Origin of the sequence: Paraburkholderia sp. BR10937, assembly GCF_040965695.1 — a bacterium.
Lineage (GTDB): Bacteria > Pseudomonadota > Gammaproteobacteria > Burkholderiales > Burkholderiaceae > Paraburkholderia.
On record NZ_JBFRCL010000072.1, the window covers coordinates 1 to 22,776 of the forward strand.

At 64.2% G+C, this 22,776-nt stretch carries 20 protein-coding genes and 1 pseudogene; 9 read left to right on the forward strand and 12 right to left on the reverse strand.

Features of this window, described 5'->3' with window-relative positions:
* Window positions 1–108: 108 nt before the first annotated feature.
* Genes AB4Y44_RS36985 through AB4Y44_RS36995 form a run of 3 tightly spaced genes read left to right on the forward strand, consistent with a single transcriptional unit; the run spans window position 109 to window position 3,901 of the window.
* On the forward strand, window positions 109–1,662 hold the full coding sequence (locus AB4Y44_RS36985; RefSeq protein ID WP_368702263.1) for an AMP-binding protein: 1,554 nt from the start codon (window positions 109–111) through the stop codon (window positions 1,660–1,662).
* Between the two features lie 41 nt (window positions 1,663–1,703).
* The gene (locus tag AB4Y44_RS36990; RefSeq protein ID WP_368702264.1) at window positions 1,704–2,834 is read left to right on the forward strand and encodes an acyl-CoA dehydrogenase family protein; all 1,131 of its coding nucleotides are present in this window, start codon (window positions 1,704–1,706) and stop codon (window positions 2,832–2,834) included.
* A gap of 44 nt (window positions 2,835–2,878) precedes the next feature.
* On the forward strand, window positions 2,879–3,901 hold the full coding sequence (locus AB4Y44_RS36995) for a CaiB/BaiF CoA transferase family protein (protein ID WP_368702265.1): 1,023 nt from the start codon (window positions 2,879–2,881) through the stop codon (window positions 3,899–3,901).
* On the opposite strand, the gene AB4Y44_RS37000 is transcribed toward AB4Y44_RS36995, so the two are convergent.
* From AB4Y44_RS37000 to AB4Y44_RS37035, 8 genes and pseudogenes are all read right to left on the reverse strand, one after another.
* Window positions 3,898–6,009 carry a putative bifunctional diguanylate cyclase/phosphodiesterase gene (locus AB4Y44_RS37000; RefSeq protein ID WP_368702266.1) on the reverse strand — a complete coding sequence of 704 codons (2,112 nt, stop codon included), beginning with the start codon at window positions 6,007–6,009 and terminating at the stop codon, window positions 3,898–3,900. The two genes, AB4Y44_RS36995 and AB4Y44_RS37000, sit on opposite strands and share 4 nt — an antisense overlap.
* A 52-nt stretch (window positions 6,010–6,061) precedes the next feature.
* Window positions 6,062–6,286, reverse strand: a complete 225-nt coding sequence (locus AB4Y44_RS37005) for a hypothetical protein (protein WP_368702267.1) — start codon at window positions 6,284–6,286, stop codon at window positions 6,062–6,064.
* Window positions 6,287–6,730: 444 nt separating this feature from the next.
* The gene (locus tag AB4Y44_RS37010; RefSeq protein ID WP_368688769.1) at window positions 6,731–6,976 is read right to left on the reverse strand and encodes a hypothetical protein; all 246 of its coding nucleotides are present in this window, start codon (window positions 6,974–6,976) and stop codon (window positions 6,731–6,733) included.
* 729 nt (window positions 6,977–7,705) lie between these two features.
* On the reverse strand, window positions 7,706–8,677 hold the full coding sequence (locus AB4Y44_RS37015; protein ID WP_368702268.1) for a T6SS immunity protein Tli4 family protein: 972 nt from the start codon (window positions 8,675–8,677) through the stop codon (window positions 7,706–7,708).
* Window positions 8,678–8,778: 101 nt separating this feature from the next.
* A complete protein-coding gene (locus tag AB4Y44_RS37020) occupies window positions 8,779–9,390 on the reverse strand; it encodes a hypothetical protein (protein WP_368702269.1) in 612 nt (203 codons plus the stop codon).
* Between the two features lie 28 nt (window positions 9,391–9,418).
* Window positions 9,419–10,351 carry an esterase/lipase family protein gene (locus AB4Y44_RS37025; protein WP_368702270.1) on the reverse strand — a complete coding sequence of 311 codons (933 nt, stop codon included), beginning with the start codon at window positions 10,349–10,351 and terminating at the stop codon, window positions 9,419–9,421.
* Between the two features lie 60 nt (window positions 10,352–10,411).
* The gene (locus AB4Y44_RS37030; protein ID WP_368702291.1) at window positions 10,412–10,561 is read right to left on the reverse strand and encodes a hypothetical protein; all 150 of its coding nucleotides are present in this window, start codon (window positions 10,559–10,561) and stop codon (window positions 10,412–10,414) included.
* Window positions 10,562–10,676: 115 nt separating this feature from the next.
* Window positions 10,677–10,799, reverse strand: a pseudogene (locus AB4Y44_RS37035) (DUF2345 domain-containing protein); the annotation flags it as partial.
* Here AB4Y44_RS37035 and AB4Y44_RS37040 point away from each other — a divergent pair.
* Window positions 10,798–11,097 carry a helix-turn-helix domain-containing protein gene (locus AB4Y44_RS37040; protein WP_368702271.1) on the forward strand — a complete coding sequence of 100 codons (300 nt, stop codon included), beginning with the start codon at window positions 10,798–10,800 and terminating at the stop codon, window positions 11,095–11,097. The pseudogene AB4Y44_RS37035 and the gene AB4Y44_RS37040 sit on opposite strands and share 2 nt — an antisense overlap.
* 106 nt (window positions 11,098–11,203) lie before the next feature.
* Window positions 11,204–13,060 carry an acyl-CoA dehydrogenase gene (locus AB4Y44_RS37045; protein ID WP_368702272.1) on the forward strand — a complete coding sequence of 619 codons (1,857 nt, stop codon included), beginning with the start codon at window positions 11,204–11,206 and terminating at the stop codon, window positions 13,058–13,060.
* A gap of 117 nt (window positions 13,061–13,177) precedes the next feature.
* On the opposite strand, the gene ugpB is transcribed toward AB4Y44_RS37045, so the two are convergent.
* The 3 genes from ugpB to AB4Y44_RS37060 form a co-directional block, all read right to left on the reverse strand.
* Entirely contained in the window at window positions 13,178–14,518 is a 1,341-nt protein-coding gene (ugpB, locus tag AB4Y44_RS37050; RefSeq protein WP_368702288.1) for a sn-glycerol-3-phosphate ABC transporter substrate-binding protein UgpB, read from the reverse strand.
* Between the two features lie 218 nt (window positions 14,519–14,736).
* On the reverse strand, window positions 14,737–15,135 hold the full coding sequence (locus AB4Y44_RS37055; RefSeq protein WP_368702289.1) for a VOC family protein: 399 nt from the start codon (window positions 15,133–15,135) through the stop codon (window positions 14,737–14,739).
* Window positions 15,136–15,182: 47 nt separating this feature from the next.
* Window positions 15,183–15,866 carry a methyltransferase domain-containing protein gene (locus tag AB4Y44_RS37060; RefSeq protein ID WP_342924946.1) on the reverse strand — a complete coding sequence of 228 codons (684 nt, stop codon included), beginning with the start codon at window positions 15,864–15,866 and terminating at the stop codon, window positions 15,183–15,185.
* Between the two features lie 909 nt (window positions 15,867–16,775).
* Between AB4Y44_RS37060 and AB4Y44_RS37065 the strand changes: the two genes are divergently transcribed.
* On the forward strand, window positions 16,776–17,948 hold the full coding sequence (locus AB4Y44_RS37065; protein WP_368702273.1) for a porin: 1,173 nt from the start codon (window positions 16,776–16,778) through the stop codon (window positions 17,946–17,948).
* Window positions 17,949–18,301: 353 nt separating this feature from the next.
* Window positions 18,302–19,300 (forward strand): sodium:calcium antiporter, encoded by a 999-nt coding sequence (locus tag AB4Y44_RS37070; RefSeq protein ID WP_342924948.1) that lies wholly within the window; start codon window positions 18,302–18,304, stop codon window positions 19,298–19,300.
* Between the two features lie 18 nt (window positions 19,301–19,318).
* Here the strand turns inward: AB4Y44_RS37070 and AB4Y44_RS37075 are convergent, their stop codons facing one another.
* Complete coding sequence (locus tag AB4Y44_RS37075) at window positions 19,319–20,410, reverse strand: HPP family protein (RefSeq protein ID WP_368702274.1); 1,092 nt, start codon at window positions 20,408–20,410, stop codon at window positions 19,319–19,321.
* Between the two features lie 163 nt (window positions 20,411–20,573).
* Here AB4Y44_RS37075 and AB4Y44_RS37080 point away from each other — a divergent pair, with 163 nt between their 5' ends.
* Both AB4Y44_RS37080 and AB4Y44_RS37085 read left to right on the forward strand, forming a co-directional pair.
* Window positions 20,574–21,176, forward strand: coding sequence for a TetR/AcrR family transcriptional regulator (locus tag AB4Y44_RS37080; RefSeq protein WP_368702275.1), 603 nt, complete (start codon window positions 20,574–20,576; stop codon window positions 21,174–21,176).
* A gap of 45 nt (window positions 21,177–21,221) precedes the next feature.
* Window positions 21,222–22,661, forward strand: a complete 1,440-nt coding sequence (locus AB4Y44_RS37085) for an MFS transporter (protein WP_368702276.1) — start codon at window positions 21,222–21,224, stop codon at window positions 22,659–22,661.
* The last annotated feature ends 115 nt before the right edge of the window (window positions 22,662–22,776 follow it).

Below are 22,776 nucleotides of genomic sequence, written 5' to 3' on the forward strand. Positions count from 1 at the left end.
GCCTCCGTGCGGGAAATCGCCGGGTGTGGCACCGTCCACACCGTGCGGCTCTGGCAGTAATGCTAACCCGCGTTTGATTCCTCATGGCAGGCCAGCCGTCTACCTCGCGTGAAGTCATACTGCCTAGCTGTAGCAGCACCCACGCGGGAAGCCCTGTGCTTCCCCGCACTCAAGCAGATCATCACCTACAAGGAGCTGGACGAACGCGCGGAGCGCATCGCGCACTGGCTCCTCGGCCTCGGCCTGCAACCCGGCGACGGCATCGCGCTGCTGTTCGAGAATCACCCCGCGCTCGCCGTCATCGCCATCGGCGCCGAGCGCGCCGGCCTCTACTACACCCCCATCAGCATCCAGTTGAAAACACGCGAGGCCGCGCACGTCCTCAAGGACTGCGGCGCGCGCGTGCTGATCGTTTCGCAGGCCATGCACGAACTCGCCGTCACGCTCGTGGCCGAAGGCGCCGCGCAGGACGTCGCCTGCTTCGTTGCGGGCGCCGCGCACGCGCTGCCCGGCTTCGCCTCGCTCGAAGCGGCCCTCGCCGGGGTCATTGCGAGCGCGCCATTGCCACCGTTACCGCCGCTGCCGCGCGGGCGCGACTTCCTCTATTCATCGGGCACGACCGGCCTGCCCAAAGGCATCCGCAAGCCGCTCGTGCCGTTCGAGCAGCGCGACGCCGACGACACCGAAACCGCGGCATGGCGCAAGACGTTCGGCTTCGACGCCGACTCCGTCTACCTGAGCACCGCGCCGCTCTACCACGCCGCGCCGCTGCGCTACCTCATGCGCGTGCTGCACACGGGCGGCCGCGCCATCGTGCTGCAGAAGTTCGATGCCGTGGCCGCGCTCGACGCCATCGCGCGCTACCGCGTCACGCACAGCCAGTGGGTGCCGACGATGTTCATCCGCCTCCTGAATCTGCCCGGGACCACGCGCGCGCTGTACGACGTGAGCAGCCTGCGCGTGGCGATCCACGCCGCCGCGCCCTGTCCGCCACACATCAAGGAGCAGATGATCGCGTGGTTCGGCCCGGTGATCTATGAGTACTACGCGGGCTCGGAGAGCGTGGGCCTCACGGCGATCGACTCCGGCGAATGGCTCGCGCATCGCGGCTCAGTGGGGCGCTCGAAATACGGACAGATCCACATCGTCGACGATGAGGATCACGAACTGCCCGTGGGCGAGATTGGCCGCGTGTTTTTCGAAGGCGGTCCCGCTTTCGAGTACCACAACGATCCAGTGAAGACGCGCAGCGTCTACAACCGCCACGGCTGGGCGACCTACGGCGATATCGGCCATGTCGATGCGGAAGGCTATCTATACCTGAGCGACCGGCGCGTGGACCTCATCATCAGCGGCGGCGTGAACGTGTATCCGCAGGAGATCGAGAACGTGCTCGCCGAGCATCCCGCCGTGGCCGATGCCGCCGTGATCGGCGTGCCGCACCCCGAGTTCGGCGAGGCCGTGAAAGCGGTCGTGCAGCCGCGCGAGCGCGACGCCGCGAGCCCGCGGCTCGCCGAGGAACTGATCGCGTTCTGCCGCGAACGCCTTTCGCATATCAAGGTGCCGCGCTCGGTCGAATTCGAGGAGGCGCTGCCGCGCCACGACAACGGCAAGCTGCTGCGACGCCTACTCAAGGAACGCTACCGCCAGCCCGTGGCTTGATACGGATAACGAAATAGCAAGAGACACTGGAGACATCCCAAATGCGCACCGTATTCCGTGACGATCACGAGATTTTCCGCGAACAGGCCCGGCGCTTCATCGAGCGCGAAATCGTGCCGTTCCATCATCAATGGGAACAAGAAGGCATCGTGCCGAAGTCGGTCTGGCGGCGAGCAGGCGAGGAAGGCCTGCTGTGCTGCACGATTCCCGAAGAGTACGGCGGTGGCGGCGGCGACTTCGGGCACGCGGCCATCATGATCGAGGAGCTGGCGCGCGTGAATGCGAGCGGCATCGGCTTTCCGCTGCATTCGGACATCGTCGCGCCTTATATCTTCGCGTATGGCACCGAGGCGCAAAAGCGCGAGTGGCTGCCGAAGCTCGCGCGCGGCGAGCATATCGGCGCGATCGCCATGACCGAGCCTGGCACCGGGAGCGATCTCAAGTCCGTGCGCACCACCGCGCGCAAAGAGGGAGACCACTACGTCATCAACGGCCAGAAGACCTTCATCACGAACGGCCAGAATGCGAGCCTCGTGGTGGTGGTCTGCAAGACCGCGCCCGAACTGGGTGGCAAGGGCGTTTCGCTGATCGTGGTCGAAGAAGGCACACCGGGCTTCAGCAAGGGCCGCAAGCTCGACAAGATCGGCCTGCGCGCGCAAGACACGTCTGAGCTGTTCTTCGAGGACGTACGCGTGCCCGTCACGCAGCGGCTTGGCGAGGAGAACCAGGGCTTCTCGTACCTCATGCGCGAACTGGCGCAGGAACGGCTCGTGATCGCGGTGCGCGCTGCGGCGTCGATCGAGGGCATGCTCGAGCGCACGATCCGCTATACGCGCGATCGCAAGGTGTTCGGCCAGGCCATCTTCGACTTCCAGAACGCGCGCTTCAAGCTCGCGCATGCGCGCGCGAAGGCGGAGATGGTGCGCACCTATGTCGATCACTGCATTGCGCGGCACCTGCGGCGCGAGCTGTCGCCCGTCGATGCCGCCATGGCGAAGCTCAACGCGACCGAACTGCAGAACCAGCTGCTCGACGAATTCCTGCAGCTGCACGGCGGTTACGGCTACATGTCCGAGTACGTGGTGGGCACCGCGTGGGTCGATGCGCGCGTGATGCGCATCTACGGCGGGACCGACGAGATCATGAAGGAAATCATCGCGCGCACGCTGTGAAGACGCGTGAATCGGCACACCAGCAAGCAGGCAGGAAGGCACACATGATCAAACCTCTGGAAGGCGTTACCGTCGTGGAATTCGCGGGGCTGGGCCCCGCACCGTTCTGCGGCATGCTGCTCGCGCAAATGGGCGCACGCGTGATCTGCATCGGCCGCGACGGCGCCCCCGCGCCGTCCGGACCGCTCGCGCGCGGTCGCGAATACGTCGCGCTCGACCTCAAGAGCCGCGACGACATGGCACGCGCACTCGATCTGATCGCGAGCGCCGATGCGTTGATCGAAGGCTTTCGCCCCGGCGTGATGGAGCGGCTCGGGCTCGGTCCGCAAGTGTGCCGCGCGCGGCGCGCCTCGCTCGTCTACGGACGCATGACGGGCTGGGGGCAGACGGGGCCGCTCGCGCACACGGCGGGCCACGACATCAACTACATCGCGATTTCAGGGGCGCTGCATGCGGTGGGTCTCGCGGGCGGCGAGCCCGTGGTGCCGCTCAATCTGGTCGGCGACTTCGGCGGTGGCGGCATGCTGCTCGCGTTCGGCGTGGTGGCGGCGGTTCTGCGCGCGCGTTCGACGGGCGAAGGCTGCGTGGTCGACGCCGCGATGACCGACGGCGCAGCCATGCTCATGAGCATGATGTACGGCTTCTACGCGGCGGCGCACTGGCAGGACGAACGCGGCACGAATCTGCTCGACGGCGGCGCGCCCTTTTATCGCACCTATCGTTGCGCGGATAACCGCTATATCGCCGTGGGCTGCATCGAGCCGCAGTTCTATGCGGCGTTCATGAAAGGCATCGGCGCCGAAGACCTGCTCGAACTGCCGCAGCGCGACCGGGCGCACTGGCCGCGCGTACAGGAACGCATCGCCCAGGCGGTCGCCACGCGCACGCGCGACGAATGGACCGCCGTGTTCGAAGGCAGCGACGCATGCGTCACGCCGGTGCTGAGTCTTGCGGAAGCGCCGCTCGATGCGCACAACACGGCGCGCGGCGCGTTCGCCCAGAGCGGCGGCGCGTGGCAGCCGCAATGCGCGCCGCGCTTCGTGGACTACGGCGGCGAGGGCGGTTAGCCTCGCACCGTGCCCAGCGCTGTTTCGTCGTCGGCGAGCAGCGACAGCTGCCCGCTCGCCACGAGATGGCTGAGCGGCGCCGGGCGGCCGAGCAGATAACCCTGCACTTCGTCGCAGCCTTCGTCGGCGAGCAGCGTGAGCTGCGCCTCGGTTTCGATGCCTTCGGCCAGCACGGGAATGCCGAGGCTCTTGCCGAGCGCGAGCACCGCGCGAATGATCGCAGTGGCCTGGCGGCTCGACCCGGCCTCGCTGATGAAAGACTGGTCGAGCTTGATCTTATCGAACGGGAACGAGCGCAGCGTGTCGAGCGACGAGTAGCCGGTGCCGAAGTCGTCGAGCGCGATACTCACGCCAATCGCCTTGATTCGCTGCAGCACGTCGAGCGAGCGCTCGCGGTCCGCGAAAATGGTCGTCTCGGTGAGTTCCAGTTCGAGCCGCTCGGGCGCGAGGCCGGTCTCGACCAGCACGGTCTCGACGAGCTTCGGCAGGTCCGCGTGCGAGAACTGCACGGGCGAGAGATTCACGGCCACCTTGTAAGGCGGCGACCACGAAACGGCACGCGTGCACGCCTCGCGCAGCACCCAGGCGCCAATGCCGAGAATGAGGCCGTTCTCTTCGGCCAGCGGAATGAATTCGGCGGGCGAGATGAAGCCGAGCCGCGGATGCTCCCAGCGCAGCAGCGCTTCATAGCCGCAAATTTCGCCGTTCGCAATCGAGGTCTGCACCTGGTAGTGCACGCTCAGCTGCCCGCGCGCGAGCGCCTCGCGCAGGTCGTGCGTGAGCGAGCGGCGCGCCCGCGCGATCTCGTCCATCGCCGGCTCGTAAAAGCACACCGACTGCGCAAGGTCCGCCTTCGCGCGGTACATGGCGAGGTCGGCGTTGTTGATGAGCACGGTCTTGGTGGTGGCGTCGTCGGGGTAGATGGCGACGCCCAGGCTCGCGCCCGAGAGCACTTCGGCGTCGTCGTAGCGCACCGGCCGGTACAGCGCGGTTTCGAGGCGCGAGAGCAGATCGCCGAGTTCCTCGCGCGAGGCGAAGCGCGTGAGCGCCACGAACTCGTCGCCGCCCACGCGCGCCACGAACTCGCCTTCGCGCATCAGGCTCGAAAGACGCCGCGCGAGAATGCGCAGCACTTCGTCGCCGGCATGATGGCCGTGCAGGTCGTTGATTTCCTTGAAGCGGTTCAGGTCGATGCCGATGAGCGCGAGCTTGCGCGTGTCCTGCGTGCGCGCCAGTTCGGCGTCGATGCGTGCGTTGAAGCTCGCGCGGTTGGGCAGGCCGGTGAGCATGTCGCTCATCGCCATCGTGCGCAGATGCTCGACCGATTCGGCGCGCACGCTGTCGTCGAGCAGAAAGCTCACGCAGCCCGCGCCCGCGATCACGAGCGCCATGCACGCCACGGCGAGCGCGAGCGCATGCAGCGCGGCGGGATTCGAAAAGTGTCCGTCGATCGGCATCGGCACGACCTGGAACGCGGACATGCCGGTGAAGTGCAGCGCAGCGATGGCGAGGGCGAGCACGCCCGCCACGAGGCGCGCGGACGCTTCGGCGCTGACCCGCGCGCTGGCCGCGTTCTCCTGCGGGCGCCGCGCGGCCACGCCCGCGAGATGCAGTGCGAGCGCGCTGATCGCGACCGCAAACACGAACGACAAGGCGATCCCAATGCGATTCCAGATCACGATGCCTTCCACGCGATACGCGAGCATGCCCGCGTAATGCATCAGCGCGACCGCCAGCCCGACGATCGCGCCGCCCAGCGCGGGCGCCGCGCGCGTGAGACGGTTCGCGGCCTGGCTCGTGGCGAGCAGGAATCCAGCGAAACTGCCCACGAGCGCGATGAGCAGCGACGTGATGGTCATCACGGGGTCGAAGGTGATCGGCACGCCCGGTTCGAAGCCGAGCATGGCGACGAAGTGCGTGCACCAGATATCGGCGGCGGCCACGACGGCGGCGATGAACGACCAGCCCATGCGCTGCAGCGAATGCGTGGCGAACGCGCGCAGGACGAGCCGCGCGGTGACCCACGAGCCCGCGGCGCAGATCAGCAGCGCGACGAGGACGAGCCACAGGTTGTGCTTGTAGACGATGCAGCCCGCCACGCTCATCATGGGAAGATCTCCTTGTTCACCACTCGTTCACCCCGGACGTCGCACGACATTATCACGACAATGCGACGAGGCCGAACACCTCTCGCAGCTTCGCGCTCGTCGCGTGCAGCGACGACGACGCGGCGGCCGCTTCGCTCACCAAAGCGGCGTTGCGGCGCGTGGTGTCGTCCATCTGCGCGACCATGGCGTTGACCTGCGCGGTGCCCTGCGCCTGCTCGTGGCTCGACGCCGTGATCTCGCCCATGATGTCGGCCGCGCGGCCAATGCTGCGCACCACGCCTTCTATCGCGGCGCGCGCCTCGCCGGCGAGCTGCGCGTGCGCAAAAGAATACGAAGCTGCCGGCGCCGAGGATCAGCGCGGCGCCCACGAGCGCGAGCTGCGGTTCGTAATAGACGAAGCCGATCAGTACCGCCGCGATGGCGGAGAGGACGAGCGTGGAATACATCACCGCGTCGGCGGCGCGCGCGACGTCGTCGAGCGCGCGAATGGCCCCACGCGGTTGCGAGCCGGACGGTCGAAGCGACTGCGCGCGACCCGGCGAATCTGCCAGCATGAACGACACTTGGATCAGGAAAAAAAGTTGCGGGTAGGCGTTAGTGCGGCGGCGGCTGGTGGACCTTGATGCGCCTGATTGAATTCGGCTGCAAAAAGAGCCGCCGTAATGGCGTCGGCGCGACTCGTTTGCGGGCTCGACAAGAGAATCGGGACCCGCGCACGAGTTTACGGCAGCAAATCAATAAACTTCAGGAAACCCTTTACGGGACAAGTATTTGCAAACGTTTGCAGCGATTTGATCGCACTTCCTCTTTGTATTTGGCTCGAGCCCCAGTTATTTGAGCGTGTGAAACGTGTATTGACGACGTGCAAGATCCGGAAGGCGCGTCCGTCTTCGCCAAGTGATTTGATGATCGCCCGCTGACCGCGCGCTTCAGCCACTACCCGCACCACACGCTCTTCGTAACGCATCAACACACCGATCTTCGGGCAGGCCGCCTTCCGCCGACTGCATCCTGTACGACTCGTAACTTCACGCCGGACTTGCGGACAGCTTTCACAGGGGCCGGCGGATTGCCGGGCCGCGCGTCGCGGAAACTGCCGTGCCGCACTGCCCGGACCGGACGCGTTCCGCCGCAGGAATTCGCGCTCCTGCGCCTGTGCAGCGTGGCTCGCCCGCATTGCATCAAATCGCCCGTCCAGCATAACCGTCTGATGGTGGCCCCCCCGGGTTGTGTCTGCAGGGACAGGATCTCGGCCTGCACGCGCTTGCCATCGCGAGACGCGCGTTGCTGTGCCACCTTTGAGTTCGCGTTGCGGACGCGCATTCGTTGTGCGTTCGCGCTCGATCTCGAGGAACTCGCGTTTCTCTGCAGCCTGGTCCGACTATACCCATTGCCTGTTCCAGGTCGCCAGCGACTCGTCCGTGTCGACCATGCCCGGTAGCATCAACTGGACCTTCAACCCTAAGTCTGGTGGCAACGAACGTACTGCTTCCGCGACCGCGTCGGCCGTCACACAGGTCCAGAACCAGGGCGTCTGGGTTGGTTCGCCCTTTGGCCAGACAAACAGCACGACGAAAACGCCGACGATCACGATCAGGAAAAAGACAATCGTCCAGCGTAGACGCGATGGTGGGTTATCGGTACAGGCTCTTCAGGGGGCAGGCTTGCGCAGTACTGGCATTGGCACTCCACTTCCTCAGAAACCGTTCGGGCGCGGACGAAGCGTGCGGGACACAATATCCCACACGGCGACGGCTTCGCTCTCGCTCATGGACGCAGCCTTGATGCGATCCTGCATAAAGGCATTGGGCGAACCCGTATTAAAATCCATCGTCAGCAACGGCGACTGCGCACTGCTCGTCATCGAGTTCGCCTCAAGGGTAAACATGCTCCCTGGCACCTCCAGATCTGTCTCCCCAACGATGAGCCATTCTTCAGCATCAATTCCTTGCAACTTGACGGCACCTTTCCGTATGGCTCGCCCCTCCTTCATGGACCTCAGGCCGGCATTGATCTGATCACCGCGCTGCAGGAGCGTGTTGGGTTCACGAATGCTCGAATTGCTCTCGAGTCCAAGACTCACGTCCCGGTTGTTGGGAAACACAAACTGTGCCCCGACATCTTCCTTGTCTGTTGCTTTTCCAGGAAGAAAGGCACCAAGAAAACAAAGTCCAGGTTCCGTGGGTATTTCATCCTCGCTGCGCCAGCGGAGTCTTTTGACAAGGTCGAATATGAGAGCGGTTTTCACCGGAACATCGTTTTTTACGTCCAACGCCTGGATATAAGGCTTACTCGTTTGATCGGGATGGAGGTAGTCACTGCCCTCGATTCCAAGTTTGAATCGATACCCATGATCCCACTTGTATGCTTCGAAAACGCGATTCGCCGGTCCATCACTCAAGTTCCCTCGATAGACAAAATAGTGTGTATCCGGACCATCGATCGCGTCATCGGCATAGAGAAACGGATACGGGTCAATGCTCTTCGTCCCCCGGAGCTCCGCCTGGCGGCTCGCAATCTCCTGCAAATACGCTTCATGCGTCATTGCTTCCGAATCGATCATCACGCCTTGCACCGTCGCATCGCCCGACACCAGTACTTCGGCCGGCATGTCAATCAGATACCGCCCCACGCAATACGGCTTCAGGTTCTGGGTCAGTTCACTCATGTGATGTTTCTCCTGCTCGGTCAAGGGTGCCAGCTGGCGTCCGCACGCGGAAACGACCAGCAATGGAAGCAATAAAAGCCATTTGTTTGTTCGGAGGGTCATCACTTGTATTCCAGTACGGTACCCTTGACGTTGGAGACAATCCTGGAGACGGCCCATAATGCGAAGTACTGCTGTGGACGGTTCTTGTACGCACCCTCGTGGTCAACCCCCGGGTAGGCCACACAGGCCTGCACACCGGATTGCCCCGCAGGCGCGCGACCGGACCGGATCGGTACCGTTCCATCGCCGTTTTCAGCGGGGGGCATCAGGTTATATTGCATATTGACGGGATTGCCTCCACTGCGCTGGAGAAGCGACTGGCTGCCAGTCCCGCTGTCCTGTAGTACCTGTCCATTTTCGAGGTGGTCGACTTTCGCATATGAATCGGTCCACTTCAGTACCGGATTCAGCTTGCTCTCCCAGACCACATCACCCCAGGTCTTGTGCTTCTCATCGTTGCCATAGAACGCATAGGTGGCGCGATGAAACTTCCCGCGCATCGCTTCATGGAATGGCTGTACCTTTTTGTTTATTAAGGAAACGTATGCGGCCCAATCCGCATCGATGTTTTTCTTCGCCGGATCCATCGGATTGATCAGTTTGTCATTGACGAGACTCCACCACTGCCCACGTCGCAGATACACCTCCGCATAAGGATCGGCCAGTGGCAATGAGGTCTGCTCCTTGCCGTTCCTGAGTTTAAGCCACCCCGTCCCGTACTCCACGGCCGGAAGCAGTTGCAGCGGCCCCGGAGACTGCGCAAACACCGGTGTCATCGTGGAATTGTCCGACCCGAGCACCGGGCCAGCAGACCCTTCGCTGCCGGACGTGACACGCTTGGAGGCTGTCGCTGACCCCGTGGTTGGCATCACGCCGTGGACGATCCCCCAGTACCTTGTCACGATGCCCATCGACTTCCGAGTAATACCGCGCCACCAGCCCACCCATGGAATGGGTGACAATAATGACTTTTTCGCAGAGCTTGTTCTGCTTTTTGTAGTAGTCGGTAAATTCCTTGATCTTGGCCGCAAGATGTTTTGCCGAATCCGAGTTGGATTGCAGCCAGTTGTATCCGACTGCGTGAACCGGCATGGAATACTTGTATGACAGCGCAACTTCATCGTGTGACAGCACACTCACGCCCGGTGCCTCGGCCACGAGTTCTTTCATGAGGCCCGCCCGGAAACCCGCCTTGCACTCATGCGCATCGTTCAGAGCATTTTCCAGGAAGGGAAGGAACGTTCCATAACTCATCTTCGCCACCGTCCCCCAGCCTCGTCGGCGCAGTTCCGCCACACTATGCGCGGTCCCGGACGCAATATCACCACCTTCGTAGACATCTGTAGTCTTCGGATCGAGCTTTTGCTTCCGGGTCTCCGGGCCGCGCCATAACCATGCCTTCGCGGCACCCGCGCCACCGTTGACCAGCCAGACGGGACTTCCCTTGTTTATTCCTTTAATCGCTATGAGGTTACTTCCCATGACCCCCGGAACGAAGATCACGGGAATAACCCGATTGGGGACCATGTAGCACACAGCAGTGCTGTCGTCAGGCTTTGACATGACGGAGGTGTAGTGGGCAGATCCGTCGTCCGCTATGGTCGCCGGGATGATACGTTCAGTTGTGGCCATGTCCAGGAGTTCCTTTGTCGAAGCAAATGTTGGCGTCCGGCGTTTTGCGCGCGATCAGGATCACGAGGGATCACCGTCAAGCCGAAGGCGCAAGCTTTCAGCAGCCAATCCGCGCTGCAGCCCAGTCTTGCCCGATACATCTGTCCAGCCCTGGATAACGCTGCCGTCGTCGCGAATAATCGAGAACTTCTGGTTGTAAACCCACTTCAAGGTGTACTCGTCGTCGAAAGGCGCATGCTTCCCCGGTTTCCGCGAGTGAACTGTGCCCCTGGCGGCTGAAGGCCGTCGATTTGGTAGTCTGGTTACCTTTCGTTCCATCCTCGATACCAGTCGATGAAATTTGGACGCACGATCCACCGCATTTTAGAAGGAGCTCTTCCTTTGCCTCGATAGTGACACGTCCATTGGTACTCCTGATTTGCATGTTCTTGTCGGAAATCAAGGCCATGTCGTCGCTCTGTGACTGGAATCACGGCATCGGCAGTGCGCGTCTCTTCACCGACGTGTGCTGCAGCGCTGATACAAGTCTTCCTTCATCGGACAACTTTCGCGAACAGCTGGGAACCCCGTTCGTTGCCTGGCGCGAGCAGGCGTGCCTGATCGAGGCGGTTGCCCGGCTGAACCGGGGCGAGTCGGTCACGCACGTCGCGTATGAACTGGGGTACGGCAGCCCCACGGCGTTTTCGACGATGTTCAAGCGCGTCATGGGCGTGTCGCCGCAGCGCTACCTCGGCGGCGAGCCGTAAGGCCGCGCGGGATCTCTGCGTCGCTGGCGAAACTACCAATAGCACGATCGTTCTATTTTAGGTACGCTAGACGCCTTCTCCTCCCAAGATGCGAGACCGTTCCGCCATGTCGCTGATCCTTTCCCGCCGCGATCTGAACTTCCTGCTTTACGAATGGCTCGATGTCGAAAGCCTCACGCGCATTCCGCGCTACGCCGACCACACGCGCGAGACCTTCGACGCCGCGCTCGACACCTGCGAGAAGATCGCCACCGACCTCTTCGCGCCGCACAACAAGAAGAACGATCAGCACGAGCCGCACTTCGACGGCGAAACGGTCACGATCATCCCCGAGGTGAAGACGGCGTTGCAGGCATTCAGCGACGCAGGCCTGATGGCCGCGGGCCAGGATTACGAATACGGCGGCATGCAGTTGCCGCTCGTCGTCGAGAAGGCGGGCTTCGCGTGGTTCAAGGGGGCGAACGTCGGCACGAGCGCCTATCCGTTCCTCACCATCGGCAACGCGAACCTGCTGCTCGCGCATGGCAGCGCAAAGCAGATCGACACCTTCGTGCGCCCCGAACTGGAAGGCCGCTACTTCGGCACGATGTGCCTTTCCGAGCCGCAAGCGGGTTCGTCGCTTTCGGATGTCGCCACGCGCGCCGACTTCGAATGCGATTCCCCGCTCGGCGCGCAGTATCGCCTGCGTGGCAACAAGATGTGGATCTCGGGCGGCGAGCACGAGCTGGCCGAGAACATCGTGCACCTCGTGCTCGCCAAGATCCCCGGTCCCGACGGCAAGCTCATCGCGGGGGTCAAAGGCATCTCGCTGTTCGTCGTGCCGAAGTACCTCGTGAACGAGGACGGCTCGCGCGGCGAGCGCAACGACGTCGTGCTCGCGGGCCTCAATCACAAGATGGGCTATCGCGGCACGACGAACTGCCTGCTGAATTTCGGCGAAGGCACGCAGCACACGCCGGGCGGCCGCGCGGGCGCGATCGGCTATCTCGTGGGCGAGCCGCATCACGGGCTCGCGTACATGTTCCACATGATGAACGAGGCGCGCATTGGCGTGGGGCTCGGCGCGACGATGCTCGGCTATACCGGCTATCTGCATGCGCTCGATTACGCGCGCAACCGTCCGCAAGGGCGTCCGGTGGGCGCGGCGGGCAAAGATCCGGCTTCGCCGCAGGTGAGGCTCGTGGAGCACGCCGACGTGCGCCGCATGCTGCTCGCGCAAAAGAGCTACGTGGAAGGCGCGCTCGCACTCAACCTCTGGTGCGCCAAACTCGTGGACGAAGCGGGTGCCGCCAGCGGCGCGGAACGCGAGCCGCTCTCGCTGCTGCTGGACCTGCTCACGCCCATCGCGAAGAGCTGGCCTTCGCAGTGGTGTCTCGCAGCCAACGATCTCGCCATCCAGGTGCACGGCGGCTATGGCTACACGCGCGAGTACAACGTCGAACAGTTCTATCGCGACAACCGTCTCAATCCGATCCACGAAGGCACGCACGGCATTCAGGGGCTCGACCTGCTCGGCCGCAAGGTCGTCATCAAGAACGGCGCGGCGCTCAAGATCTTCGTGGAGCGCGTGCAGGCCACGCTCGAACGCGCACACGCTTCGGGCGCGGCAGACGAGGCCAGCCACGCGAACGCGCTCGCAGCCGCACTCGAGCGGCTCACGCGAGTCACGCGGCAGTTGTGGGCAGCAGGCGACCCGGCGGTGACACTCGCCAATGCTTCGGTGTACCTGGAAGCGTTCGGCCACGTGGTGCTGGCCTGGGTGTGGCTCGAACAGGCGCTCGTGGCACGCGCCGCGCTCGCCGCGTCCATTGGAATGCACGGCGAGGAGGCGGACTTCTATCGCGGCAAGCTCGCGGCAGCCGCTTACTTCTTCGCATGGGAGTTGCCGAAAACCGGCGCGCAGTTCGATCTGCTCGCCTCGCTCGATCGCACCACGCTCGACATGCAGGACGCGTGGTTCTAAAGCCGCGGCCACGGAGCCCAAGCAAAGCGCCCCAAAAGACCGGACTGGCGTCGGCTTGTTGGGGCGCTGCCCGATGCCTCGCCCGAGGCATCGGATTACTTCGCATGCATTGGACCGTCAGTTCGCTGCCTGGCGCTCGAATCGCCTGAGCAGGTCGTTGCCGCGCGAATTGGCCGAATCGAGCGCCTGCTGCGGCGTCTTCGCGCCCGTCCAGACCTGTTCGAGTTCCTCGTCGACGATCGTGCGGATCTGCGGCATGTTGCCAAGGCGCAGGCCCTTGGTCCACGGCAGCGGCGGCTTGTTGAGCATCTGCTTCGTCGCCGTGTCGGCGCCCGGATGCGACGCGTAAAAACCCTGTTGCTGCGTGAGTTCGTACGCGGCCTTCGTCACCGGCAGATAGCCCGTGTCCTGATGCCACTTCGCGGCCACGGCCGGCGAGCTCAGGTACGCGAGGAACTTCGCCACGCCCTTGTAGACCTCGGGGTTCTTGCCGCCCAGCACCCACAGGCTCGCCCCGCCGATGATGGCGTTCTGCGGCGCGCCCTTCACGCTCGGGTCGTACGGCATCATGCCGGTGCCGAACTTGAACTTCGCATACTGCTGCACGTTCGCCAGCGCGCCCGACGAACCCATCATGATGCCGCAGTCGCCGCTATAGAACTTGGCGGTGGCTTCGTCCTTGCGGCCCACATAGGTGAAGGTGCCCTGCTTCGCCATGTTCTGCAGGAAGGCGATGTGCGCGACCTGCAGCGGCTTGTTGATCTCGAGTTGCGCGTCGAGCCCGTCAAAGCCATTGTTGCGCGTCGCGATCGGTGCGCCATGCCACGCGCTGTAGTTCTCGATCTGGATCCAGCCCTGCCAGCCGGTGGTGAAGCCGCAGCTCATGCCCGAGGCCTTGAGCTTCGCGGCGGCCTCGGCGACTTCGGGCCAGGTTTTCGGCGGCGCGTCGGGCAGGCCGGCCTTCTTGAAGGCGTCGCGATTGTAGTAGAGCACCGGCGTCGAGCTGTTGAACGGCATCGACACCAGATGGCCCGTCTTCGCGTCGCTGTAGTAGCTCGCGATGGTGGGCACGAAGGCCTTTTCGTCGAGCGGCACGCCGGCGGTCTTCATCACGTCGTACACGGGCAGCACGGCCTTCTTCGCGTTCATCATCGTGGCGGTGCCGACTTCGTACACCTGCAGGATGGCGGGCGCGTCGCCGCTGCGATAGGCCGCGATGCCGGCGGCCAGCGTCTGGTCGTAGGTGCCCTTGAAGACGGGCACGATCTTGTATTCGCTCTGCGACGCGTTGAATTGCTCCGCGATCGCATTCACGCGCTCGCCAAGCTGGGACTCCATGGCATGCCAGAACTGGATCTCCGTGGCGGCCTGCGCGGCTTGAGCCGCGCCCGCCAGCGCCACGGCCGCGAACAGCGCGCGCAAGCGGCCGCGCGAACCCGCGCGTTGTATCTCGTGCATTTTCATCTGGGTCTTCTTCCTGTTATTGGTCGTTGTCCCGGCGCCTGCGCGCGATGAGGCGCGACGCGGGACTTTGGTTCAGGACTTCGATCTTCGACTTCGATACATCGGGCCGTCCGCCGGCGGTCGTTCGCACGCGCGCACGGCACCCTCGGCCCAAGGCAGGGCAAGGGTAGCACAGCGAATGGGACGCCCGTGTGATGGCTTGCCGCGCGGTGTCAACGGTCCGCGGGATCGTGGCAACAGACGCAGAGCTTGTTGCCTTCGGGGTCGCGAAAGTACGCGCCGTAGTAGTTCGGGTGATAGTGCGGGCGCAGGCCGGGCGCGCCCTCGTCGGTGCCGCCGTGCGCGAGCGCGGCGGCGTAGGCGGCGTCGACTGCCGCGCTCGAAGGCGCGAGCAGCGCGACCATCTGGCCGTTGCCGGGTTGCGCGGCATTGCCGTCCCACGGCCGGCCGACGAGGAAGAGCGGACGCGGCACGCCCGGCTCCATCCAGCCCGCCCAGGGGTAGTCGGGCTCGCGGAATTTCAGCACGAAGCCCAGCGCCTGCATGAGCGGGGAATAGAACGTGAATGCCTGCTCGAAATCGTTCACGCCGATATACACGTGAGAAATCATCGCCATCGTCTTTGCCTCCTCGTTTGCAGCGGCGCGCGGGGGCGGTGTCAGCCGCGCCGTTGCGCCATGAACAGCACGGAAGCGGGCTTGCCGCTGCGCGGGTCGAGCGGCTCGCGCAGCGCGCGCAAGTCGAGACCGCTCAAGTCGAGCAACGCGATCCAGCTTTCGAGCGTACGAAAGTACCACGGCGGCGCATCGCGAAACGCACTGCTGAATCCGGCCCACGATCCGGCGCGCCAGCTGTCGACATAGGGTTCGTCGCCGCATGCCACGAGTGGATGCAGCGTCTGCACGATGAGCGCGCCTTGCGGCGCCAGCAACGTGGGCACCGCGCGCAGCAGAGCATCGACACTGGTCGAGCCGATGAGCGAGAAGTTGCACACCACCGCATCGGCGCGGCAGTGTAATGCGCCCTGCGCGACCTGCTCGTAGGTTAGCAGGCGGCAGTCCGTGAGCCCCGCCGCGCGCGCGGCGTCCACGAGTTCGGGCACCGCGTCGACGCCCGTGACAGCGACGCCGCGGCGCGCGAGCGCCAGTGCGAGCCAGCCTTCGCCGCAGCCGAGATCGATCACGCTGCGCGGCGCGCACGCAAGCACGGCGTCGAGCACCGCGGCGTCGGTCACGAGCCGGCGGCTCGCGATCTCGCCGCCGCGCACGGCCGCGATCCAGGGCGTCGCGTTGCGCTGCCATGATGCGAGGACTTCGGCGTCGGTGCGGACATCGCGACTCATGGGTCTCCTTGTCAACGCAGATCGTGGTTGTGCCATCGAAACGCGTATTATGCGCGCCGCCGGAGACCCGGAACGGCGCGCGAACACGGCTGAAGTAGACCGGTCTCGCGACTTACGAACCGAAAAACGGCACGCAGAAGCCGGCCGGCCCGACGCAATCACCGGGACCGTTGGGCTGCGGATGCAGGTTCGCGCATCCGGAGAAGGCAGCGGCGACCGTAACGCACAGAGCAGCGCGCAACACATAAGAAAGCATGCGTGATTTCATGAATGAGATGGTGTGAGCCGACGTTGACTGGCCGCGATGCGAAGTTCCGTCACGGCGCGCGGCCTGCTTCGCCACGACGGAAGTGCTGCGCTGGCGTCAGTGATGCGCGTACAGCGTTCGATCGAGAGTATGCGCGAGCGCCGATATCGACAGCATGATTGCGGCGCATGCGCCGCTCTTGACTATCCTCACCTCGTTTCTCCTGTGCGGCCTCGCGGGCCGGGGCTAGCGGTCATGGCCGGAAGCTTTGCCCGTTCCGGCCTCGAATCAGGTTGCGACTCGTGAGGCAAGGATAGAAGCGCGACTTTCGCCAAACATCCGCACGAAAATGAAGAAATGTTTAACCGCTCACGTGCAAATATCGGCCGCAATATTCACTTAGTCATTCTTATCAATTATGAAAATGCGCCGCGAAAAAAACAACGCCAGCACCGGTCACGGCCTTGTGAAGCCGCACTGGCCGCGCATTCGCGCTCATGCGTCTTCTGAAACTCAGTCTTTCCGTTTTTCAAATTCGTCCACGGAAGGCGTTACGCATAATCGCCCCTGAATTTCGGGGCCGTCTGCAACGCCGTGTCTTAGTGCCTTCGCGCGCCGCGATTTCATTCTCACCCATGCCACTCATCAACGAAGACCATTCAATGAAAACAACCGCTCTCGCCGCCGCCCTCACACTGGCATCGTTTGCCTCCATCGCGCACGCGCAAAGCAGCGTGACACTCTACGGCTCGCTCGACACCTCCGTTGCCTGGTTCGGCAACCAGCAAGGCAAGAACGGCTCGGGCGGGACGTTCCAGATGATGTCCGGCAACATGTCGCCGAATCTCTGGGGCCTGCGCGGCACCGAGGACCTCGGCAACGGCCTCTCGGCGATCTTCAAGCTCGAAAGCGGTTTCAACATCGACAACGGCAAGCAGGGCCAGGGCGGCCGCCTGTTCGGCCGCACGGCCATGGTCGGCCTCAATTCGAGCACCGCGGGCAGCGTCACGCTCGGCCGCCAGTACGACCCGCTCATCGACCTGCTGCAGCCGCTCACCAACGACGGCGCATTCGGCTCCGCGTTCGCCACGCCCGGCGACATGGACAACTACGACAACAGCTACCGCACCAGCAACTCGATCAAGTATGCGAGCCCCTACTTCGGCGGCTTGCAGATGAGCGCGATGTACGCGTTCGGCGGCCAGCCTGGCAGCACCGGCGCGGGCCAGACGTGGGCCGTGGCGGCCGCGTACAACCATGGTCCGTTCGGTTTCGGCGCGGGCTATTTCAAGGCCAACAGCAACGGCGGCACGGCCGCGACGTTCGACGGCCTGAATCCGAACACCGACGTCAACGTGGATTCCGCCGCCATCACGGGCGGCTTCGTCTCCGCGAATTCGCTGCAGATCATTCGCGCGGCCGGCGACTACGCGTATGGGCCGGTGACGGCGGGCCTCGCGTACAGCAATGTCGAGTACGCGAACTACCAGAGCGCGTACGGCGCGAACGGCAGCACGAAGTTCAACACGGGCCAGGCCTTCATCAACTATCAGGTCACGCCGGTCGCGCTCGTGGGCTTCGGCTACAACTACACCAAGGGGCACGGCAACGGCGTGGACGCGAGCTACAACCAGTTCAGCCTGGGCGGCGACTACTTCCTCTCGAAGCGCACTGATATCTACGCGCTCGCGGGCTACCAGAAGGCGTCGGGCAAGACGATCGATGCGGACACGGGCGAGCTCGTCAACGCAGTCGCCTCGTTCGGCGACTTCGGCAACGATGCGAGCAACGACAAGCAGGCGATGGTCATGGTCGGGCTGCGTCACAAATTCTGATTCGCGTTGCGCGAGGCGCGCGAGGCGCGCGCGCAGGAAATCGCTCGCCGCCATGAACTTCGGCTATAATCGCCCCCTGTCTTAGGGGAGTAGTCTGCGACGCCTGCTTTGGCGTTGCGCCGCCGTCAACATAATTGGTGCCCCTGCACCATGGCGCCGGCAGCCGTATTGCGGATCATTGCAGCGAATCGCTGCAATAGCGCGGCCTGACGAGACCTATGACGTTTTCCCTTTCACCCGGGCCGGGCGAAGGGAAGCGTCATGGTTTCGGTGCCCGGCTCGCACATCACGGCAATAACAATGACTCGTCTCGCCCCGCATCAACTCCTCATTTGCGCCACGGAGCGTTCGTCATGATCTTGACGTTCGCCTTGCTCATTGCCGCGGCCGGCATCATCTACTTGTCCTGCGAGACCTTCGTCAATAGCGTCGAGTGGCTCGGCCACAAGCTCAAGGTCACGCAAACCGCTACCGGCACGATCCTCGCCGCATTTGGCACGGCGCTGCCCGAGAGCGTGGTCACGCTCGTCGCCGTCGCTTTCGGCGGCGATCCCGCACACAAGGAAATTGGCATAGGCGCCGCGATTGGCGGGCCGCTCGCGCTAAGCACGATCGCCTATGCCGTAGTGGGCTTCGCTCTGCTTGCGACAGCGAAGCGCGTGGGCCGCGAGCGCGCGGCCACTGTCGACGTCAATACGCGCCGTCTGCGCCGCGACCAGCTCTGGTTCCTCGCGATCTTCGTCGCGAAGATCGCGCTCGGGCTCGTGGTGTTCAGCTTCAAGCCGTTGCTGGGGATTGCGTTTCTCGCGGCCTACGCGTTCTACTGCTGGAAGGAGCTTTCCGCTGAAGATAGCGGCGAAGTGGAAGGCGATCTCGAGCCGCTGAAGCTGCGCCCGCACGACGACAATCCCGCCATGGTGTGGATTCTGCTGCAGACGCTGGGCGCGCTCGCGGTGATCTTCGCGGCCTCGCATTTGTTCGTGCAGCAGATCGGTGCCGTGGGACCGTGGCTTGGCCTGAGCCCGCAGTTGACCGCCGTGTTGTTCAGCCCGATCGCCACCGAGCTGCCCGAGATCATGAACGCGATCATCTGGGTACGCCAGGGCAAGGAGCGGCTGGCGTTGGCGAACATCAGCGGCGCGATGATGATTCAGGCCACCATTCCTACGGCGTTCGGCCTCTTCTTCACGCCGTGGCATCTCGGCACGCCTTCGATTCTCGCGGCCGTGACGACCATGATCGCCATCCTGATCCTGCAATGGGCGTTTCGCGCGCCGAAGGTGCGTAGCCGTCAGCTCACACATGTCGGCTGGCTCTATGCGGTGTTCGCGGTGTTGCTGTTCGTGGTGTGACGCGGCCAGGCGCCTGGTTCAGGCTGCTCCGCCGGCGGCCTGGGCGGCGCCCGCGTGGTGATGGAGCCAGCGGATCATGTCCGAATGCCTGACCACGCCAACCAGCCGACGCGCGTCGTCCATCACCGGAATGTCGTGGTAGGCGTGCTCGATGAAGATCGGCACCAGATGCGCAAGCGGCGTGGCCCGATGAACCGCGTGCACGCCGGCCGCCATCACGGCTTCGACCGTTTCTTCCACGCGCGCCGACTCGCGCAGCACCGCGCGGCGCAGCGCACTCCAGATGCGCTTGAGGCCCGCCGCCGGCGCAAGGTCGCCGAGCGCATGATGCGTGACGACGCCGACCACGCGATCCATGGCGTCGACGACGGGCAGCGTCGAAGCACCGTGGCGGCGGAACATCTCGTGCGCCGCCCGCGCGCCCATTGTTGCGGGCACGGCGGGACAGCCAACCGACATGATTTCCTCGCAAGTTAGTTGTTCGAACGACTTTTGCGGAAAATCCAACGGCTCGAGCAGATGTTGCGAGAGCGCGGCAAGCGGCGCGGCAGCGGCTTCCGGCGTGGGACGAAACGCGGCGCGCGGATAGCGGTGCCCGGTCAGCGCGTGGAAGGCGAGCGCCGCACTGAGCAGCGCAAAGGACTGGAACACGATCGGCGCGAGCACGAAGTGAAAGCCGAGCGCATGCACAGCGGGGCCGCCGAGCACGGCGGTCAGCGCGACCGCACCTGAAGGCGGATGCACGCAGCGGCACAGGAACATCGTGCAGATGGCGAGCGCCACCGCCACGGAAGCCGCCGCAACCGGCGACGCGATCCAATGGGCGCACGCCACGCCCACCAGCGCGGAGACAAAGTTGCCGCCAAGAATCGACCACGGCTGCGCAAGCGGGCTGTCCGACGCGCCGAACAGCAGCACCGCGGAAGCGCCCATGGGTGCCACGAGCAGCGGGATATCGCCCGCCGCGCCGAACATCACGTGGGTTGCGAGTCCCGTGAACGCGATGCCGATCAACGCTCCGGCACAGCGCCGCCCCCGCTCGCGCCATTGCGGCGCGGCCGGGTTGGGCACGAAACTCGTCAACCATTCGATGAGCGCGATGCGGGACATAGCTGGGGCTGGCTGGTCGGTATGTCGGCCAGATTACCGACGCACGCCGAATATCAACAATTGATATTTCTGTGCGTACATATAATTCATCCTGTATGCATGTTTGGATTCACCGAGCGAATTTTTCCCGGCATTTTGGAATCGATTGGTCTAGAATGTGGGCATGAAATCCGATACCCGTTCTGGCCCCGGCCGTCCACGCGAATTCGACGAGCAGGAAGCCGTGCAGAACGCGCTCGAGGTATTCCGCGCGCGCGGCTATGCCGCAACGTCGCTGCCCGATCTGATCGAGGGTACGCAGCTCTCGCGCGGCAGCCTCTACAAGGCGTTCGGCGACAAGCACCAGCTCTTTCTCGCGGCGCTCGACTTCTACACCGAGCGCGGTATCGCGCGGCTCACGCGCAATCTGCGACACGCCTCGGCGCGCACCGCGCTGCGCGAGGCGCTGCATCATTACGTGCGCTTTTCCGCCGGCCTCGAAGGGCTTGCGGGCTGCCCGGTGACAGCCGCCGCCACCGAGTGCCTGCCCTTCGATGCCGAAGTGAAAGCCCGCGTCACGGACATGTTCACGCGCATGCAGGCGCTGCTCGCCGGCGCGATCCGGCGTGGCCAGGCCGCGGGCGAACTGGCCGCCGACCAGAATGCCGACGATCTCGCGCGCTTCCTGCTCTGCACGATCGAAGGCATGCGTGTGCTGGGCAAGACCGACCTCGGCGAGGACGCGATAGATGCCATTGCTGAAATCGCGCTGAGCGCCATCCGCTAGTTTTTTTGGCTAATTAGGAACTGATTAGTTCCATATGGAGGCCGCATGACGAACCTTTCGACTGTAGAGATATCTCCCACGCAAGCGGGCGCACGCACCTGGTGGGCGTTGACCGTGCTGCTGATGGGCACGCTGTTGCCGCCGCTCGACTTCTTCATCGTCAACGTAGCGCTGCCGTCCATGCAGTCCGGCCTGCATGCAAGCGCCGCCATCGCGCAACTGGTGATCTCGGCCTATGCGGCGACCTACGCGATCTTTCTCATTACCGGTGGCCGGCTCGGCGACCTGTACGGGCGGCGGCGCATCTTTCTCGTGGGGATCCTCGCGTTCGCGGCGGCTTCGGCCGTTTGCGGGTTCGCCAGTTCGTCCGCTGCGCTGGTGACGGGACGCATCCTTCAAGGCGCCGCCGCGGCCGTCATGGCGCCCCAGGCGCTTGCGTCGATCCACGCGCTCTTTCCGGCGCATCAGAAGGGGCTCGCGCTCAGCCTTTTTGGCACAGCTTATGGGATCGCTTCGGTCGCCGGCCAGGCGCTCGGCGGCGTGCTCGTCTCGGCCAATGTATTCGGACTGGGCTGGCGCAGCATATTTCTCATCAACCTGCCCGTCGTGATGGTGGCCGCGCCCGCGGCGTACTGGCTCGTGCGTGAAAGCCGCTCAGACCACCCCGCGAAGCTCGATCCCGTCGGCATGGTCTTGCTCGCCGTGGCGCTGGCTGCGCTCGTCGTGCCGCTGATCGAAGGCCGCGAGCGCGGCTGGCCAGCCTGGACGTGGGCGTTGCTCGCTGCCGCCGCGCCCCTGTTCGCGATCTTCTGGCGCTACGAGGCGCGCGTCGCGTCCGCCGGGCGCGATGCGCTCGTGCCGCCCGTCATCTTCGCCGCGCCGGGTCTCGTGCGCGGGCTCGTTGCCACGCTCTTCTTCTATTCGCTCGCACCGTTCTTCATGATGTTCGCGATTTACGTACAGCGTGCGCTCGGGCTCGCACCGCTCGAAGTCGGATTGCGTATTCTGCCCCTTGGCGTCGGCTTTCTGGTCGGGCCGCTGCTCAATCCGCTGATCGTGCGCCACTTCGGGCACCGCGCGGCGGCGGCCGGCATGGCAATCGAGGGTTGCGGATTACTTTGGACTGCCATGCTTGTTCACGATGCTCAACTGCACGCGCTGAACGCATCGCTCTTTCTGATCGGCTTCGGCCAGGGCGTGGCGCTGCCCGCACTCGTCAGGCGCAATGTCGAATGTGTCGATCAACGCTGGTCCGGTCTTGCCGCCGGGCTCGTCAGCTCGGTTTTGCAGGTGAGTGCCGCGCTCGCCGTGGCGCTGCTCGGTGGCTTATTTTTCGCGCTTGCCGGGCCGGATTCGAGCAGCGCACACGTGGCTCGCGCGTTCGCGACAACCGTTGCGATTATCGGCATTCTGCTTTTCGTCGCAGCGTTTCTCGTCGGCGGGCGCAATAATCACGTGCCGCAATTGCGCAAACAGCACGTATAAGAATAAGTGAGCCCGGCGCGCTGCATGAAACGATGGCCATTCGCCGGGCCGCGTGATTAACACGGCCTGCGCGCAATACTGCCATGACGGGAAAGCAAATCGTCGCTTTCTAAAC